The sequence below is a fragment of the Sphingomonas sp. FG14 genome (assembly GCF_057809675.1).
In genome coordinates this window covers 201,974-215,938 of record NZ_JBMDKK010000006.1, presented here as the reverse complement: position 1 = coordinate 215,938, position 13,965 = coordinate 201,974, and the positions used below count along the sequence as shown (strand labels likewise).

The 13,965-nt window shown below is 61.4% G+C and carries 21 protein-coding genes; 6 read left to right on the top strand and 15 right to left on the bottom strand.

Annotated features, from left to right (window positions below; all coding sequences use genetic code 11):
• Positions 1-52: 52 nt before the first annotated feature.
• The 3 genes from ACODTA_RS18690 to ACODTA_RS18680 form a co-directional block, all read right to left on the bottom strand.
• Positions 53-313, bottom strand: coding sequence for a hypothetical protein (locus tag ACODTA_RS18690; protein WP_489067487.1), 261 nt, complete (start codon positions 311-313; stop codon positions 53-55).
• Between the two features lie 19 nt (positions 314-332).
• Complete coding sequence (locus ACODTA_RS18685) at positions 333-542, bottom strand: hypothetical protein (protein ID WP_489067486.1); 210 nt, start codon at positions 540-542, stop codon at positions 333-335.
• Between the two features lie 122 nt (positions 543-664).
• On the bottom strand, positions 665-871 hold the full coding sequence (locus tag ACODTA_RS18680) for a cold-shock protein (protein ID WP_489067485.1): 207 nt from the start codon (positions 869-871) through the stop codon (positions 665-667).
• Between the two features lie 285 nt (positions 872-1,156).
• On the opposite strand from ACODTA_RS18680, the gene ACODTA_RS18675 reads away from it, so the two are divergent.
• The 3 genes from ACODTA_RS18675 to ACODTA_RS18665 all read left to right on the top strand — a co-directional run bounded on the left by ACODTA_RS18675 (position 1,157) and on the right by ACODTA_RS18665 (position 3,924).
• Positions 1,157-2,002 carry an NYN domain-containing protein gene (locus tag ACODTA_RS18675; RefSeq protein ID WP_489067484.1) on the top strand — a complete coding sequence of 282 codons (846 nt, stop codon included), beginning with the start codon at positions 1,157-1,159 and terminating at the stop codon, positions 2,000-2,002.
• 452 nt (positions 2,003-2,454) lie between these two features.
• Positions 2,455-2,940, top strand: coding sequence for a hypothetical protein (locus ACODTA_RS18670; protein WP_489067483.1), 486 nt, complete (start codon positions 2,455-2,457; stop codon positions 2,938-2,940).
• Positions 2,941-3,003: 63 nt separating this feature from the next.
• Positions 3,004-3,924 carry a hypothetical protein gene (locus tag ACODTA_RS18665; RefSeq protein ID WP_489067482.1) on the top strand — a complete coding sequence of 307 codons (921 nt, stop codon included), beginning with the start codon at positions 3,004-3,006 and terminating at the stop codon, positions 3,922-3,924.
• Positions 3,925-3,966: 42 nt separating this feature from the next.
• Here the strand turns inward: ACODTA_RS18665 and ACODTA_RS18660 are convergent, their stop codons facing one another.
• Both ACODTA_RS18660 and ACODTA_RS18655 read right to left on the bottom strand, forming a co-directional pair.
• Positions 3,967-4,164 (bottom strand): DUF6961 family protein, encoded by a 198-nt coding sequence (locus ACODTA_RS18660; RefSeq protein WP_489067481.1) that lies wholly within the window; start codon positions 4,162-4,164, stop codon positions 3,967-3,969.
• 15 nt (positions 4,165-4,179) lie between these two features.
• Positions 4,180-4,713, bottom strand: coding sequence for a Ros/MucR family transcriptional regulator (locus tag ACODTA_RS18655; RefSeq protein ID WP_489067480.1), 534 nt, complete (start codon positions 4,711-4,713; stop codon positions 4,180-4,182).
• A gap of 348 nt (positions 4,714-5,061) precedes the next feature.
• On the opposite strand from ACODTA_RS18655, the gene ACODTA_RS18650 reads away from it, so the two are divergent.
• Positions 5,062-5,226: a hypothetical protein gene (locus ACODTA_RS18650; protein ID WP_489067479.1), complete on the top strand. Its 165-nt coding sequence runs from the start codon at positions 5,062-5,064 to the stop codon at positions 5,224-5,226.
• Positions 5,227-5,334: 108 nt separating this feature from the next.
• Here the strand turns inward: ACODTA_RS18650 and ACODTA_RS18645 are convergent, their stop codons facing one another.
• The 7 genes from ACODTA_RS18645 to ACODTA_RS18615 all read right to left on the bottom strand — a co-directional run bounded on the left by ACODTA_RS18645 (position 5,335) and on the right by ACODTA_RS18615 (position 10,763).
• The gene (locus ACODTA_RS18645; protein ID WP_489067478.1) at positions 5,335-5,859 is read right to left on the bottom strand and encodes a DUF2939 domain-containing protein; all 525 of its coding nucleotides are present in this window, start codon (positions 5,857-5,859) and stop codon (positions 5,335-5,337) included.
• 486 nt (positions 5,860-6,345) lie between these two features.
• Positions 6,346-6,441: a hypothetical protein gene (locus ACODTA_RS18640; protein ID WP_489067495.1), complete on the bottom strand. Its 96-nt coding sequence runs from the start codon at positions 6,439-6,441 to the stop codon at positions 6,346-6,348.
• A 146-nt stretch (positions 6,442-6,587) separates the two neighbouring features.
• Complete coding sequence (locus ACODTA_RS18635; protein WP_489067477.1) at positions 6,588-7,373, bottom strand: sulfite exporter TauE/SafE family protein; 786 nt, start codon at positions 7,371-7,373, stop codon at positions 6,588-6,590.
• A 3-nt stretch (positions 7,374-7,376) separates the two neighbouring features.
• Positions 7,377-8,960, bottom strand: a complete 1,584-nt coding sequence (locus ACODTA_RS18630; protein ID WP_489067476.1) for a bifunctional protein tyrosine phosphatase family protein/NAD(P)/FAD-dependent oxidoreductase — start codon at positions 8,958-8,960, stop codon at positions 7,377-7,379.
• A gap of 38 nt (positions 8,961-8,998) precedes the next feature.
• Positions 8,999-9,409: a DUF6691 family protein gene (locus tag ACODTA_RS18625; RefSeq protein WP_489067475.1), complete on the bottom strand. Its 411-nt coding sequence runs from the start codon at positions 9,407-9,409 to the stop codon at positions 8,999-9,001.
• Positions 9,406-9,849 (bottom strand): YeeE/YedE family protein, encoded by a 444-nt coding sequence (locus tag ACODTA_RS18620; protein ID WP_489067474.1) that lies wholly within the window; start codon positions 9,847-9,849, stop codon positions 9,406-9,408. The genes ACODTA_RS18625 and ACODTA_RS18620 overlap by 4 nt, the downstream gene beginning before the upstream one ends.
• Positions 9,846-10,763, bottom strand: coding sequence for an MBL fold metallo-hydrolase (locus tag ACODTA_RS18615; RefSeq protein WP_489067473.1), 918 nt, complete (start codon positions 10,761-10,763; stop codon positions 9,846-9,848). The genes ACODTA_RS18620 and ACODTA_RS18615 overlap by 4 nt, the downstream gene beginning before the upstream one ends.
• An 87-nt stretch (positions 10,764-10,850) precedes the next feature.
• Between ACODTA_RS18615 and ACODTA_RS18610 the strand changes: the two genes are divergently transcribed.
• On the top strand, positions 10,851-11,474 hold the full coding sequence (locus ACODTA_RS18610; protein ID WP_489067472.1) for a peroxiredoxin: 624 nt from the start codon (positions 10,851-10,853) through the stop codon (positions 11,472-11,474).
• On the top strand, positions 11,471-11,863 hold the full coding sequence (locus ACODTA_RS18605; protein WP_489067471.1) for an ArsR/SmtB family transcription factor: 393 nt from the start codon (positions 11,471-11,473) through the stop codon (positions 11,861-11,863). The genes ACODTA_RS18610 and ACODTA_RS18605 overlap by 4 nt, the downstream gene beginning before the upstream one ends.
• Before the next feature lie 247 nt (positions 11,864-12,110).
• On the opposite strand, the gene ACODTA_RS18600 is transcribed toward ACODTA_RS18605, so the two are convergent.
• The 3 genes from ACODTA_RS18600 to ACODTA_RS18590 form a co-directional block, all read right to left on the bottom strand.
• Complete coding sequence (locus ACODTA_RS18600) at positions 12,111-12,590, bottom strand: Hsp20/alpha crystallin family protein (protein WP_489067470.1); 480 nt, start codon at positions 12,588-12,590, stop codon at positions 12,111-12,113.
• A 34-nt stretch (positions 12,591-12,624) separates the two neighbouring features.
• Positions 12,625-12,846, bottom strand: a complete 222-nt coding sequence (locus ACODTA_RS18595; RefSeq protein WP_489067469.1) for a hypothetical protein — start codon at positions 12,844-12,846, stop codon at positions 12,625-12,627.
• Between the two features lie 92 nt (positions 12,847-12,938).
• Positions 12,939-13,919 carry a zinc-dependent alcohol dehydrogenase family protein gene (locus ACODTA_RS18590; protein ID WP_489067468.1) on the bottom strand — a complete coding sequence of 327 codons (981 nt, stop codon included), beginning with the start codon at positions 13,917-13,919 and terminating at the stop codon, positions 12,939-12,941.
• Between the last annotated feature and the right edge of the window lie 46 nt (positions 13,920-13,965).

The following is a 13,965-nucleotide window of genomic DNA, read 5'->3' as shown; positions in this document are numbered from 1 at the left end:
TTCCTTCCATTCCAATGAAAGGATCGCACCATCAAACCGTGGGATCAAACACCTAAACACGGCCGATGAGGAGCGAAAATAGCTGATCGAGGTTATGCTGGGCATCCTGCACGATTGGGTTGTTCGCATTGCCCGGCAGCGCAAGCGGCTTGCTCATGATGTCGTGCAAGCTCTTGGTTTCCGCGTCGGTGAGGAGGTTGCGCTTTCGCAGAATGATAGCGAGGCTCAAAATCCCGTTGAACGCCGCGATATCGAGGGCTTGTTGCGCCTCCAGCATCTGCTGCGCCGTCAGATCATGCTCCCCGTCATTCATGCATGCATCCCTACCGGCGTCACTTGGTCGCAAACTGTCCAGCCTCAGCGCCATACTCACGCTTGGCGTGCGCACGAGCGGCCATTGCGCTCTTGAATGTCTCCGGCTGTAATCGCGCGGTCATGATGGGGTAGTTTTGAGAGTTGTAGCGCGTGTCGCGGATCGTGATCCGGAACTGGCCTTCCGCATCCTTGGCGATCAGGAACGGAGCGACGGGAAATCTGGACATAACGACCTTTCAGGATCGAGCTACGGTCGGTGCGAGCACCAACGGCCAAACGGCTCATGCAATACGGGAGCCTGATAGCTAACTGGGCAAATGGCGGACGCCGTGGCGTCCGCCATCCAACCTTAGGCGCCCTGCAGGTTTACGGCGGACGTCTTGCCGCGACGGTCGGTTTCCAGCTCATAAGACACACGCTGGTCCTTGTTGAGCGTAGACATGCCGGCGCGCTCGACGGCCGAAATGTGGACGAAGGCGTCGTCGCTGCCATCTTCCGGCGCAATGAAGCCATAGCCCTTATCGTTGTTGAAGAATTTTACGGTTCCGGTGATCATGAGCATATCCTTGTCCCATGTGACGGGCACACGCCAACAGCGGCGCATCCCGGCGTCTTGAAGCTAGAAAGGGACAAAGGGAGGAGCCGGAGCGGCCCATTATCCGTCGCACGCGACGTTCAGCAATCTCCATATAGCGGTCCTGGCTCGAAAAGCCACCTCTGGGCTGAAAGTAACTTGGCGACCACGCAAGCCGAGCAACGAAATGCCCGCTTTCCTCTCGCGAACGAGATGGCGTAGCGTCAAACGAAAGAGCGCGCTCGTCGCGTGCAAAGGGAGACCGTAGTGAACGCAGACCATGCCGAAAGTTCGACGCCAAACCGCCGCATCGCCCTGTTGATCGATGCCGACAACGTTTCGCATGGCAAGATCGCGGCGATGCTCGCCGAGCTGTCCAAATATGGCGTTGCGAACATCCGCCGTGCCTATGGCGACTGGGCGAGCTCAGGGTTGAAGGGGTGGACCTCCCGGCTTCACGAGCACGCCATTCGTCCAATCCAGCAGTTCAGCTACTCGAAGGGTAAGAACGCCACGGACATGGCGCTGGTGATCGACGCGATGGAACTGCTTTACACGCAAAAGCCCGATGCCTTTTGCATCGCGTCCAGCGACGCCGATTTTACCCCTCTGGTGATGCAGCTCCGAGCGAACGGCCACGATGTCTACGGCTTCGGTGAGCGCAAGACGCCCGATCCCTTCGTCAACGCCTGCACTACCTTCCTCTACCTGGATAGTTTGGGCGAAGAGGGGAGCACGGCGGCGAAGCCCAAGGCAAAGGCGGCCATGGACGCCCCGCCGCGCGCGGCTGCATCTAGATCATCGTCGAAAGCCGGGGCAACTTCTGAGGGCAAGGCCGCAAAGCCGCCACTCAGCCAAGATGCCAAACTCGTCGCGGTTCTTCGGGGCGCGGTCGAGGCGACTGCGGGCGACGACGGCTGGGCACCCCTGGATGCCGCCGGCAGCGCGGCGAGGCGGCAGGCGCCGATCGATCCCCGGAACTATGGAGCACGGAACTTCCCAAGGCTCTTCGAAGCGGTCGGCCTGTTCGAAATCGTGAAGGCGGAAGAGACGGGCCAAAGCTATGTGTCCGACAAACGCAACAGAGAACGTACGCCAAAGCCGCGATTCTAATGGCGAAACGCAGGCCGCGAGCTCCACGGCGCTCAAGGCGGCGATCGACAGCTTCACGACCAGCGCCTTGTAGATCGCCTCACGCGTCAGCCCGGTTTCCTTTGCGATGCCGGCGACGCCCCGCGCGCGGACATTGTCGTTCGGGGTGGCCGGATCGGGCAGCCTGTTGCCGGCCAGGCCGCACGTTCCGCATTGGGTTTACATGCGCGCTGTGAGGATGCTTATTCGGCCTGCTGGTGTTGAAGCGTTTGTCAGGGGTCGTCCGGATGCATTTTGTCCAGTTGCTGCGATCGCTCGACGAACTGCTTTACGAGGTGATGAGCTGGGCTCTCTTCTTTCCCATCACGCTGTGGCGAACGATTTTCCGGCCGATCACGACGATGAAATACGCCATGGACCAGCTGTCGCTTCGGGAGGATGCGCGATACCGCTCGACGGTCAGCCCTCCCGTGATGCTGATCCTTTCGGTATTGCTGGGGCAGACGATCGAGCTGGCGGTTCACGGCACGAATCCGATTGTCGCGAGCCATCATGGCTTTGCGGCGATGATCAACGACAACACCACCCTGCTTCTGCTTCGCATAACCCTGTTCGGTATCTTCCCGCTGGTGCTCGCGACCCGCTACGTCCGCCGAAGTGAGTTCAATCTCGATCGCGACACGTTGAAAGCGCCATTTTATGCGCAATGCTTTGCCATGGCGCCCGTGGCTCTCGCCTTCATCTTCGGCACCTCGCTGGTCATGCAGCCCGCTATGTCGGAGAAGATCGGGGGCGCGCTCTGCTTCTCCTTCGCCATCACCTTCTTTTTCGTTGTCCAGGTTCGCTGGTTCCGCCAGCAGCTGGACCAGTCGATCGCGCGCGCCGTGCTGGATGTTGGCCTCGGGCTGATCGAGGGCATCGTCATCTTCGTCGCTCTTGCGATCATTGTTGCCAGCTGAGTTTGCTGCCGGATGAAAGCTGCGGCGGCGGTGCGGATGCGCCACTGATGAACTGCCCGCAGCATGTCGCCTCCGATCGGCCAAATTCTTCTAACATTCCATTTAGATCAAGCGATTGCACAGACGGGGAGATTGACCCGGCGCCGTTGGGGTAAGGGGAAAATTAACATTGCGGGCCTTGCGGCCGGTGATAGCGTTGCCGCGCAACAGGAGGAATCGAACATGCGCCACGCCCTCGTCCCCGCCGCTTTGGCCGCGGCCTTTGCCGGCACCGCAGCCATCGCCCAGAGCGCCGCCGATGTAGAAGATCTTGTCGGTGCCCGCGCCTCCGGCGGTGAGACCCAGCTTCTTTCGCGGGGCTATGAATCGCGCCAATCCAGGGTCGTGCGCGATCAGCGCTTCACCTTCTGGTGGAACCAGCGCACGGGGCGTTGCATCTCCGTGTCGACTGTCGAAGGGCGCTACGCCGCGATCAACGGCGTTCCGGCCGGTAATTGCTCGGACGGGTCGCGCGACGACGAATGGGGCGATCACGCGGCATCGCCGCCGCCCTCTGACGTTCGCGATCCGCAATCGCTGGTCCTTGTCTGCTACGGCGCGGGAAACCGCCCGACGGTAACCACGCAGCCCACTTACACGTGGAACCACTCCAGCCATAAATGGCAATGGGGCAACCAGGTGGCGAGCGGCACGGAGGGCTTCAACAGCGACGTCCAGATTGAGCTCTATGGCGATCAGGGCCGGATCCATCTGGGGCCAAAGCTTGTGCCGCCGATCCACTCGGGCGGCGATCATGGCTGGTGGGATCTCGAGAACCTGGTCGTCGGCCGCGATCAGATTACCGCCAGCTATCGTCTCAACGGAATGAACAAGCCAAGGCTGACCATCGATCGCCGATCGGGCCTCATAACCGTAAAGGGCATGACGGACTTCTCCGGGCGCTGCGACATCGGGAATTGGGGCGGCGGCCAGCGGCGCTTTTAGGCAAGGCCGGGGCGGTTGGCAGTCTGCCGCCCCGCCACCGCACTATTGGGGCCAAAACCCGCCGCCCGGCCCGCACAGCGTGGCGATCCGGGCGGCGATGTCCTGCCAGAACTGCAGGCCTCCATCATTGCCGCCGGAGCGCATCGCCTGGAATCGTCGCTCTATGAATGCGCTGACGTCCGCACCGTGGATCTCGATAAGATCGCGCGCGAACGCCCAGCGTTGCTGGTCGGATCGCATTGTCGGGCAGTGGGTTCAGGCGTCTCCGGCCGTGCGCTTGCGTGTCGCCCGGGTCGCGGTTGCGGCCTTGGCGGGCGGCTTCTTCGCGGGTGCTTTCTCGCCGGGCTTGCGACCCAATCCGCTGCGCAGCGCCAGGCTGCGCCGCGCTTCCGAATAGGTCTCTGCAACCATCGGGTAATCGGGTTTCAGATTATAGCGCTCGCGATACTGGTCAGGCGTCAGTCCGTTGACGGCCAGGTGGCGACGCAGCATCCGGTAAGGCTTGCCATCGATCATCGAGATGATGTGATTTTTGGAGCCGAGCGATTTGCGCACGCTCACCGCAGGAACATATTCCGGCTCCGCCTCGGCTGGGGCGGCGGGCGGCGGCGTGGTCGCGCTCACCAGTTCCGCCACCGCGCTGTGCATGGATTTCAGGAAATCTGGCACATCCTCTGCGGATGCGCGTGTGTTGGGATTGGAAAGCCAGGCCATGGTCAGATCGCCCGCCAACTCCACCGCATTGAAGCGGTTCGTCTCCGGCGTGCCCTGATTCTCGACTTCGTACATATTTCCTCCCCACTGGAAATTGTTTCGGTAGAGGTTCTATCCAAAATGGAGGAAATTTCCAGATGGTGGATTGGTCTTGGCTCACATTGATTTTCCGTGTCGGATCGAAGCCGATGCGATGATATCGTACTGATTTATTTATGATTATCGGCCGCTAAACGGTCCCCGAAAAATCGCCGTTGATGACGGTTATGCAAAAATGATCGTTCCTGATCGGAAGAAGAAGCGTCCCGATTCCAAGCTGCGCTCTTGTCGAAGCTGGTGTAACATGTGTCATCGCCGTCATTTCGCCGCGAGCACGACGGTGCCAGAGAGTCTTCATGCTCCCGCTTGCTGCGAGGACTCGAAATGACAGCGAAATTTCAGACCGGCCGATATCTTGAGATGGAAGCCGATGCCAGGGCAGCTGCCGCGAAAAGCACCAATCAGGTGGAAAAGGCAAAGCAGCTCTTCCTGGCCGATCATTATGCCGAACGCGCCCGTGTGGCGGGCCTGATACCAAGCGATACCTGAGTTTCGATCGCAGAGGCCCAAAGGGCGCGATCGAAGGCGCGATATGGCCCGCCTCACGCGGTTTAGCCCAATACACTGTTGCTGGCGGGCCGAAGGGCAGGCGCCCTGTCAGGTGCCGGATGCGTGTGCCGCCGCCGGCATGCGCATGGCGGATAGCTTCCAGCCCAGTCCGTCGCGCTTGAAAATCAGCCGTCCGGCGTCGTCATTGGGCGCGTGAACGTCGAAGCTGTTGAATGATGATCGCGTCACTTTCAGATCTGGCCGCGCGCCATCAATGGCTGTGATGCCCTGCCTCGCTACGAGCAACTTGTTCGCCACGAATACCGCCCGCAACCCACGTGGTGTCACGATGTCGTCCACCATGCCGTCGAGCATCTTGCTCGCGATCGCGCTGTCCGGGGAAGCGGAACCGCCCGCCTTCGCCGTTATCGGTTCAGATGCCAGTTTTCCTCTGATCTGCGCCCTCATGTCGGCGCGCAGTGCGGGGAAATCCACATAGCTTGCAAGCTTGTCCGCATCGTCCGCCTCGGCAGCAGAGCGCATCTGGTTGAGCGTGTAATATGGTGAATAGAAATTCCAGCCGGCGACCATCGTCAACAGCGCGGCTGCGCCAACTATGGCCTGGTTTTTCATGGTCTCCCTTTTGCTCGCCGGGTGCGGAGTGTTCCGCCGCGGACCGCAAGCCAATCGCCGTCAGCGCCGCTCGCCGTTCAAGGCGAACGACTATCCCGCTCGGGCCGATAGCACGACGCGCGCCTACGCGCCACGCCGGGGCTCATATGCGAAGCCGCAATTGAGGGAGCACCGCTCATAACCCGGCTCTGGTTCATCGTCGCGCACCAGATCGGCCCAGATTCCGTCGAAAAGAAAACATCGCGGGCATTTATCGCCCTTTAGCTTGGCGGAGCGCGCGCGCGACAATGCCTGGATCGCCGGAACGTCGCTGCTCTCGATCGCCGTGATCTCCGCTCTCAACGCCCGCAATTTTTCCGCGCGGCGCACTTGGGATTGTTCAAGGGCGTTGATTGTCTCCGCCTGGAATTTTTCCAGATCTTCACTGCTTATCATCGTGTGCCCGCTATATCTCGTCGTCCCATCCTTTCGGATGTTCGGGCCTTCTTATGCAGCGATTGAAAGCTTCACGCCAAGTGCCTTGATCACGGCCAGCAGCGTCGTCAGCGTCGGGTTGCCCTTGTCGCCGAGTGCCTTGTAGATCGCCTCGCGCGTCAGCCCGGTTTCCTTTGCGATGCCGGCGATGATGGGGTGGATGCCCTATCGAAAAGGCAGGGAACAGGAAGTGGAAGCTGACCGTAAAGGCGAACTGTGCCCGGGCGAGAATGATGGCGTCCATGGATCCCGGTTCAGCTGGTGAGTTCGGACCAGCTCTTGAATAGCATGTAGATGGCGACAATGAGCACGAAGACCGCGAACAGGCTGTTCAATCGGCCTTTTTCGGTAGCCATCGCTTGTGATGCGCGCGTTCCGATGACGCTTCCGACGATGCCGCCCGCGATGAACACGCCGGCGAGGCCCCACAGGACATAGCCCGACACGGCGTAGTTGAGCGCGGTGGTGAGGCCGAAGGCGGAGACCGCCACCAACGAGGTGCCGACCGCGCGCAGGATCGGCATATGGGTGGAAGCGATCAGGCCCGGGACGATGAGGAAACCTCCTCCAATCCCGAAAAAGCCGGAAAAGGCGCCGGTGCCGAGACCATAGCCGACGACCTTGCTCGCATTCTCCCGGTTGCATTGCGCGCCTTCGACTCCCTGATCACCGCGCCCACGGAACATCAGGAAAGCCACCACGACCATCAGGATCGCGAAAAGGAACAGTAGCTTGTGCCCGTCTATGCTCTTGCCGAGCGTCGATCCGCCGAGCGCGCCGACCACGCCGGCCGCCGCATAGATGCCCCCGCACCGCCAGTTCACCGTCCGGGCATGGGCATGGTTCCAGAGGCCGGCGAGCGCATTGGCCGCGACCGCCAGCGCGCTGGTGCCGATGGCCTCATGCGGATTGCGGATCCCCACGAGATAGAGCAGCAACGGCACGGCGAGGATCGATCCGCCGCCACCGACAAGCCCGAGCACGAATCCGACGAGCGCGCCGGAGAGACCGCCGAGGGCATATTGCATCGGCTCCAGCATGGCTCAGTACGCCCTCTCGATCGCGTGCGGCGCGACCATCCATTCGCGCCCCTTGAGCATGCCATGCCAGTAGACCGGCGGCAGGATCGTATCCTTCAGTAGCCATGACAGGCGGGACGGGCGCGTCCCGTCGATCAGCCAGCTGGGGAAGCTTGGAAGCAGTTTACCGCCATAGCCGAACTCCGCGAGGACGATCTTGCCTGCCTCTACTGTCAGCGGACAGGAGCCATAGCCATCATAGTCGGCGACCGGCTGCTTGCCTTCCAGCGCCGCAAGGACGTTGACAGCCACAACCGGCGCCTGCTTGCGCGCGGCGGCCGCGGTCTTGGCGTTGGAGGCGGAACAGGCGTCGCCGAGCGCGAAGACGTTGGGATAGCGCACATGCTGCAGCGTCGCCTCGTCAACCTCGATGAAGCCGGACGCGGCCGCGAGCGGACTCGACCGGACAAAATCCGGCGCAACCTGAGGCGGTACGACATGGATCATGTCGAAGCGTTCATCGACACGCCGCGTGCCATCGCCATCCTTGCGCTCGAAGGTGGCGACCTTGGCTGCTCCATCCATGGCAACCAGCGTCGACTCAAAATTCAGGTGCGCGCCATAACGCTCGACATATTCCATGAGCGCAGGGACATAGGCTGCGACGCCGAACAGCACCTTACCGGCCGTGTGGAACTGCACGTCGATATCCTTCAGGGCACCGGCCTTTTCCCAGCGATGACAGGAGAGATACATGGCCTTTTGCGGCGCACCGGCACATTTGATCGGCATAGCAGGCTGGGTGAACAGTGCCCGCCCACCCTTGAATTCCTTGACAAGCCGGTTGGTGTAGGGCGCGAGATCGTAGCCGTAATTGGAGGTGACGCCGTTCTTCCCGATCGTTTCGGCCAGACCTGGTATGGCATTCCAGTCGAGCGTGATGCCGGGACAGGCGACCAGGACCCGATAGCCGAGGTCGCGACCGTCACAGAGGATCACCTTGTTCTCGTCGGGGGCGAAGCCGGAGGCGGCGGTGCGGATCCAGGTGACCTCCTTGGGCATGACCCGCGCTTCGGCGCGACGCGTGAATTCCTTGTCGAACACCCCCGCGCCGACCATCGTCCAGCCCGGCTGATAGTAATGCACCTCTGACGGCTCGATGACGGCGATATCGAGTTTGGGATTGCGCTTCAGGAGGCTGGATGCCGTTGCAATTCCGGCAGCACCGCCACCGACGATCACGACATCATGAAGGCGAGGACGGGAAGCCGAACGGGCTTGAAATCCTGCAAGCTGGTAGAGCTTCGTCGATCGAGCACCGGAGCGACAGAAAGCCAGGATCGGCTTGGGAAGGACCGCAATCGCCTCCGCCATAGCATCGACATTGGCGTCGGTAATCGCGCCTGAAACCGCAGGTACATGAGCGAAGCACAGGCCCGCTCGCTCCGCCGCCTCGCGTATCTGATCAGCTGTGGTCTGCCCCTCCTCTTCACCATCGAGCCGGTTGCAGATGATCGCTTTAAACCCCTTGGCCGCAATCGCGGGAACATCGGTGACCTCAATCTGCGGCGATACAGCAAAGTCAGCGTTCAGCGGCTTGTTGTCCATGATTGCTCCTCCACCCGCTGCCGCGCGGGGCTGCTATCTCATTGTGCGGTGATGCGGTGGATGGTCATGCCGGCCAGCATGGCGACCACGAATATCCCGGCCTCGAACGGGGCGATCAGCAAGTCAGCCAGCGCCGGTCCGGGGCACAGGCCCCCAATGCCCCAGCCGATGCCGAACAGCGCTGCGCCCGCAAGCAGCTTCCCGTCGATCAGGCGGGTGCCGGGCAGGTCAAAGGCGTTGCACGCGATGGGCCTCGTCATGCGTTGCTGGATTAGCCAGGCTATCGCCATCGGAGCCATCGCTCCCGCCATCACAAAAGCGAGTGTAGGGTCCCATGCCCCGAAGAGGTCAAGAAAGGCGCGCACCCGTGCAGGGTCGGCCATGCCTGAAACGGCAAGTCCTGCGCCGAACAGCAGGCCGGACGCGAGCGCGAGCGCAACCGGCCTCATAGCCAGCCTCCCAAGCGCATCACACCAACCGTCGCAAAGCCGCTGGCCATGAAAGTGAAGGTTGCAACCATCGACCGCAGCGAAAGCCGCGAAAGGCCACATACCCCGTGGCCGCTGGTGCAACCCGACCCGAGCCGGGTGCCCAGGCCGACAAGCAACCCCGCCCCGATGAGTTGCGGGATACCCGTGCCGAAACGGGTTTCAATGCCACCATAAACCAGTGTCACCAGCATCGAGCCCAGTGGCAGCCCCACCACGAAGGCGATGGCAAGAGCGCGTGGCGCGCCCGCGTCGGCGATGGTCGTGGCGCGGGCCAGCATGCCGCTGACCCCTGCGATCCGGCCAAGGCCCAGCAACATGATTGCGGCGGCAAGGCCGATCATCAGGCCTCCCAGAAATCCAGCAACGGGCATTGCATCGGGAAAGCCGGGCAGCGTCATACCGCGTTGACCGGGATCTTGAGGTAGGTGATGCCGTTGTCTTCAGGTGACGGCAGGTGCCCGGCGCGCATATTGACCTGGACCGAGGGCAGGATCAGGCGCGGCATTGCGAGCGTCTTGTCGCGGGCCTCGCGCATCGCGACGAATTCGTCTTCGCTCACCCCGTCACGGATATGGACGTTGGACTTGCGCTCCGCCTCGACCGTGGTTTCCCACACATAGTGGGTGCGACCTTCAGGGAGATAATCGTGGCACATGAACAGCCGGGTTTCCAGCGGCAACGATAGGAGCCGCATGGCGGACTGATAAAGAGTGCGAGCATCGCCGCCGGGAAAATCGGCGCGGGCCGTGCCATAATCCGGCATGAACATGGTATCGCCGACAAAGACGGCGTCGCCGATCACATAGGCAATGCAGGCCGGCGTGTGCCCCGGCACATGAAGCACGGTGACGTCGAGATTGCCGATGCGGAAGTGATCGCCATCCTTCCACAGATGGTCGAAATCGGAGCCGTCACGCTCGAATTCCACGCCGGCATTGAACAGCTTGCCAAAGGTCTCCTGCACGGTGACGATATGCTCGCCGATGGCAATCTTCCCGCCCAGCTTCTGCTGCAGATAGGGCGCGGCCGACAAGTGATCGGCATGGGCATGGGTCTCCAGATGCCAGTCGACCGAAAGTCCCTTTTTCCCGACATAATCGAGAACTGCGTCTGCTGCGGAGAAGGACGTGCGACCTGAAGCCGGATCATAGTTCAGCACGCTGTCGATGATCGCGCCACGTCGGCTCTCGGGATCGTGAACGACGTAGGTCACCGTGAAGGTCGGTTCGTCGAAAAACGCCTTGATCTGCGGGGTGCCGACCTGAGTGGCCGAGATTTGCGACGATGCGGCTTGGAGGGCGGAGTCGGTCACGGAAAACCTCATAAACTCACATTTACATATATCGTGTAATCGAATAATCTTGTTGCGTCAAGCGAAGAGAGAGTCGAAGGAAGCGCGATGGAAACCAATCAAAGGATCGAGTGCCGGTCGCCGCGTATCGGAGAGCCCGCGCCGGATTTCCGCGCGCGCTCGACAACCGGCGAAATCCAGCTCTCCAAGCTGCGAGGGCGATGGGTGATCTTCTTCTCACATCCCGCGGATTTCACGCCTGTCTGCAGCACGGAATTTGCCGAACTTGCCCGGCGCCAGTCGGAGTTCGACGTGCTTGAAACCTCGCTGCTGGGGCTGTCGGTCGACAGCCTTTACTCGCACATGGCGTGGGTCAGAGCGATCCGCGAGACGTTGGGAGCCGATGTCCGGTTTCCCATCATAGAAGATCCAAGCATGGCGATCGGGCGTGCCTATGGCATGATCGATGAGCAATCGGCCGACAGCATGGCGATGCGCTCGACATTCTTCATCGACCCCGAAGGCGTCATCAGAGCGATCACTTGCTACCCCCACAATGTGGGGCGTTCGATTGACGAGATGCTGCGGTTGCTCAAAGCATTGAAAGCAGTGGACGGAGCCGACACCCTGGCGCCGGAAGGGTGGCGAGACGGACAGCCGCTCCTCTGTATGCCCTCCGACGTCCCTGGAGATCGTCAGGACTGGTTTTGCCGTTTTGTGGACGCGCCATGAAAGCGGCATTTTATGAAGACCGCGACACTGCGATCGTCGCTGCTGAAAAGCTGAAGGTCTTTGCGCAACCGCAGCGCCTTATGATTCTGTCGTGCCTGTTGCGCGGGGAACGTAACGTCTCGGAAATCGGCGAAGCGACCGGCATCGCGCAACCGGCGCTTAGCCAGCAACTGGGCGAGTTGCGCCGCGCCAACCTCGTTCAAACGCGCAAGGAGGCAAAATTGGTCTGGTACGCACTGGCTGACGAAGATGTCGCCCTTTGTGTCCAAGCAATGGAATCGATTGTCGGAGGCTTGGGCAAAATTGAAGACGTTCGTGGAGCTGCGAAGCCAACACGTGGCCAGCCGTTGTCGCGAGGTATCGCTGGTTTCGCTCAAATTATCGATTGAGATTTTCTATCGATAGCTTTCGTGCTTCTAACTCTGCCAAATTTGTCCGTCGTCAGCATCAATGGCCAAGATTTGAGGTTGTGATTTAAGTAGGGATTGGGCTTTGCCGTAGTGGTGCCTACACTGGCTTTAGTCCGGCTAATTGAAGCTGGCGGAGGGAGAAATCCTGACAGAAGCGTGAAGCATCCGCCATCAGCGCCAAGTTTGTCGGCCCACTCGATGAGCGGGCCGACATTCGGACCTGCTCCTAACCCTTGATCTCGATCTTTCGCGACTCGGGAGGCGCCTTTTCGTCCTTGCCGATCCTGATCGTCAGAACGCCGTGCTTGACCCTTGCGTCGATCGTCTCGGCATCGGCATCCACTGGAAGCGTGAACTGGCGCGTAAAGCTTCCGTAACGCCGCTCAGTCATCAGGCAGTCGCCGTCCTTGTGTTCGGAGGTTTCGCCTTTTTCGCCGGCGATGGTCAGGACGCCATCGGCAAGTTCCACGGTGATGTCCTTGTCGGTCAGGCCCGGAATTTCGGCCGTTAATTGATAGTCCTTGCCGCGGTCCACCAGTTCCATTGCCGGGGCCGGCCCTGCCGCCCGGGACGCGAAGTTGAAGATGCTGCGTCCCGGCTGGCCGAAATCGTCGAACAGTCGATCGATTTCGCCGCGCAGCCAGTTCAGCGGTGCAGGAACGACCGGCGAAACAGAGCCGCGAGGTGTCTTTGTCAACTCATTCATCGTGCATCTCCTTGTCGTGCGGTGACGCAAGCGCTCAGGCAAAGAGGCCCGGCTCGCCCTCCATTTCAAAGGGCTCCGGAACCTCGAGCTGGTCGTGCCCCTCATGGTGCGGCGGTTCGGCCGGCATGGTCCAGGCAGCACGTAGCCAGGAATCCCAGCAGCGCGCCGTGATCATGAATGGAAGCGTATATGCGGCTGCAAATCCGCTCCATTGATCTGTGTGCTGCGAAGCCGTCCCGGATCGCGTGCCGGCCATCATTGCCTCCTGTATCGCGTCGAGCACAGATTAGGATGGGCGGCACGCCGGCCGGTATTGGTGAATCTGCGTAAGGGTGGAGCGCTATCGGCTCAGGGAATGAGCACCGCCGCGCCGGCAATCCGGCCATTGCGCAGCGCCTCCAGCGCGTCATTCGCGCGAGCGAGTGGAAAGCGCGACACATGTGTCCGCACCGGAATCTGCGGAGCGATCGCCAGGAAGTCGCGACCATCTTCTCGGGTCAGGTTGGCGACCGACATGATCGAGCGCTCCTCCCACAGATCCGCATAGGCAAAGCTCGGTATGTCGCTCATGTGGATGCCGGCGCATACGACGCGGCCGCCCTTCCTGGTCGCCTTGAGCGCGGTCGGGACGAGCGCGCCGACCGCGGCGAAGATGATTGCCGCATCAAGCGGCTCGGGTGGGATTTCATCCGACCCGCCGGCCCATTTGCAACCGAGCGCGCGTGCAAAGTCCTGGCCCTCGCGATCGCCGGGGCGGGTGAATGCAAGGACTGACCGGCCCTGCCAGCGTGCAACCTGCGCGATGATATGGGCTGCAGCCCCGAAGCCGTAGAGTCCGATGACCTTGGCTTCGCCGGCGAGCCGCAGCGAGCGATATCCGATCAGTCCGGCACACAGCAGGGGAGCAGCCTCCGCATCGTCATAGCCGGGTGGCACGGGAAGGCAGAAACGGGCGTCGGCGACAGTGTGTGTCGCATATCCGCCATCGCGATCGGCGCCGGTATACTGAGGAGCGTCGCACAGATTCTCCCGGCCCATGCGGCAATATGGGCATTTTCCGCAACTCTGTCCAAGCCATGCAACGCCCACCCGATCGCCGATTGCGAACCCCCTCGCATCGGGGCCCATGGCCAGGACGCGGCCGACAATCTCGTGACCGGGAACGATCGGGTAACGGGCGGGGATTTCACCGTCGACGATGTGAAGGTCGGTTCGGCACACGCCGCACGCTGCCACCTCGATGAGCAGTTCATGGCCGATCGGCTCGGGGACCACCGTATGACGCTCATGAAGCCGCTGCCCCGCCGCGTCGATAACCATGGCTGTCATCTCGACCATCGCGGAGCCTTCCGGGTTCGGTCAATCGTGGCGCCGG